Source organism: Pseudoalteromonas sp. Z9A5 (assembly GCF_011378875.1).
In the GTDB taxonomy this organism is placed as follows: domain Bacteria; phylum Pseudomonadota; class Gammaproteobacteria; order Enterobacterales; family Alteromonadaceae; genus Pseudoalteromonas.
In genome coordinates this window covers 1-2,619 of record NZ_WTLC01000088.1, presented here as the reverse complement: position 1 = coordinate 2,619, position 2,619 = coordinate 1, and the positions used below count along the sequence as shown (strand labels likewise).

The following is a 2,619-nucleotide window of genomic DNA, read 5'->3' as shown; positions in this document are numbered from 1 at the left end:
AATAATAGAGATAACTTAATAAGTTTTTTTGGTAATGCAATCACAATTTGCCAGTGGTGGTCGTATGATTTAACCGAAGAAAACAAGCAAAAATCAATAACCGCACTAAAGCTTGCGGCAAAAGCCGGCGAAGCTATTTTTAGGCTAGGGCGAGAGCCTGAGAAAGAGCAGCGTATCGTGATTGACGACATATTAGATGCCACCTACAACGGCGAAAGCTTGTTGTGGGATGGGCGCTTGGATGCAATTCGCTGGCAACAAGCCTTTTTTTGCGCAGCAATTGTCCGTGACCAAGATGCGATGGATAGTTTAGCGAAGTTTCCTGTATCTGTAATGCGCCAGTGCTCTACCACAAACAGTGAAGCCGAGTATGCACTTGTTGAATTAATACAAGCAATTCACCGTCGAGTATCAAATGATGAAGGTTTAGAGGTTTTTCGAAAGGCGATAGAAGAAGTTAAGTTAAACAACACGGACCCGTGGGTAAACTATTGTACCAGCGGAAAAGTCGGTTTTATTCTTGCTTTTATGATGGAAGGAGAGATTACCCCGAGCGAGGCTCTAGTTAACGCATTGAATGATAGCTGGGAGTACCACGAGCGATTCTGTGATAAAGGGTACCAACAACCTAATTTTTACATGCCAATTGTCTTGCTAGGTTTAACGTGCATGGCAAAAGACTATGGTAACGAACTCAACGTGCAATCAGATTTTATCCCGCAGTTTTATATTGATGGAGATTATTTGTAGTTTTACCTCAGTACCCAAAACCCTCAACTAAACAGATTTAATTTAAAGGAATAAATATGATAACCATAATACGTGATTATGAGTCCGTAATGCTTGAAGATAATATTGAAAGTTTTGAAGATGATTATAATCACTCGATTGAATGCTTACCTATAAAAAGAGATAATTTAGTTTCTTTATTAAGCAATGCAATCAAAATCTGCCAGTGGTGGTCGTTTGACTTAACGGATGAAAACAAGCAAAAATCCATAAAAGCATTAAAGCTTGCGGCAAAAGCCGGTGAGGCAATTTTTAGGCTGGGTCGAGAGCCAGAAAAAGAGCAGCGCGTTGTGATTGACGAACTATTAGATGCCACCTACAACGGCAAAGGTATGTTGTGGGAAGGTGGTTTTTTGCATGCAGGTCGTTGGCAACAAGCCTTTTTTTGTGCAGCAATTGTCCGTGACCAAGATGCGATGGATAGTTTAGCGAAGTTTCCTGTATCTGTAATGCGCCAGTGCTCTACGACAAGCAGTGAAGCCGAGTATGCACTTGTTGAATTGATCCAAGGTATACACCGCCGGGTATCCAATGATGAGGGTTTAGCTTTACTAGGCAAGGCGTTAGAAGCGGCTAAATTAGACACCACAGACCCATGGGTTAACTATTGTACCAGCGCGAAAACTGACTTTATTCTTACCTTTATAATGAAAGGAAAAGGCAGTCCGAGTACCGCCTTAGCAGATGCATTGAATGATAGCTGGGAGTACCACGAGCGATTCTGTGATAAAGGGTACGAACAACCTAATTTTTACATGCCAATTGTCTTGCTAGGTTTAACGTGCATGGCAAAAGATTACGGTAATGAACTTAACGTGCAATCAGACTTTATTCCGCAGTTTTATATTGATGGCGACTACCTGTAATTTCACCCTAAACGCTCCAGAAACCGACATAATTTAAAGGAATAACCATGATAAACGTAACGCGTGAATATAAGCCTATAAGCATAAAAAGAAATAGTGAACGTTTTGAGCGGATGTATAACCACTCGATTGGAGCTTTACCCATAAAAAGAGATAATTTAATAAGTGTTTTTAATAAGGCACTCACAATCTGCCAATGGTGGTCGTTTGATTTAACCGAAGAAAACAAGCAAAAATCAATAACGGCACTAAAGCTTGCCGCCAAAGCCGGTGAGGCTATTTTTAGGCTAGGTCGAGAGCCTGAAAAAGAGCAACGTATCGTGATTGACGACATATTAGACGCTACCTACAACGGCAAAGGGATGTTGTGGGAAGGTGGGTTTTTGCATGCCGGTCGTTGGCAAAAGGCCTTTTTTTGTGCGGCAATTGTTCGTGACATTGATGCGATGGATAGTTTAGCGAAGTTTCCTGTATCTGTAATGCGTCAGTGCTCTACGACAAGCAGTGAAGCCGAGTATGCACTTGTTGAATTAATTCAAGGTATACAACGTCGAGTATCAAATGATGAAGGTTTAGCTTTACTAGGCAAAGCGCTAGAAGAGGTAAGATTAGATACCACAGACCCGTGGGTTAACTATTGCACCAGTGGAAAAACAAATTTTGTTCTCGCCTTTATGATGGATGGAGAAGTCACCCCAAGTACGGCATTAGCAAATGCATTAACTGATAGCTGGGAGTATTGTGAGCGTTTTCGTGATTTAGAAGGATATGAACAACCTAATCATTACATGCCTATTCAGTTGTTAGGCTTAGCATGCATGGCAAAAGATTACGGTAACGAATTAAACGTGCAATCAGATTTTATCCCGCAGTTTTATATTGATGGCGATTATTTATAGTTTTACCTCAGTACCCAAAACGCTCAACTAAACAGATTTAATTTAAAGGAATAAACATGATAAAC

3 protein-coding genes are annotated in these 2,619 nt (G+C 40.7%); all 3 read left to right on the top strand.

The window, feature by feature from the left end; translation table 11 throughout:
- Positions 1-750 (top strand): immunity 49 family protein (locus tag GQR56_RS21040; RefSeq protein WP_166115310.1); only part of this gene is annotated, 750 nt, incomplete at its 5' end.
- Positions 751-806: 56 nt separating this feature from the next.
- Positions 807-1,655: an immunity 49 family protein gene (locus tag GQR56_RS21035; RefSeq protein ID WP_166115307.1), complete on the top strand. Its 849-nt coding sequence runs from the start codon at positions 807-809 to the stop codon at positions 1,653-1,655.
- Between the two features lie 47 nt (positions 1,656-1,702).
- A complete protein-coding gene (locus GQR56_RS21030) occupies positions 1,703-2,554 on the top strand; it encodes an immunity 49 family protein (RefSeq protein ID WP_166115305.1) in 852 nt (283 codons plus the stop codon).
- The last annotated feature ends 65 nt before the right edge of the window (positions 2,555-2,619 follow it).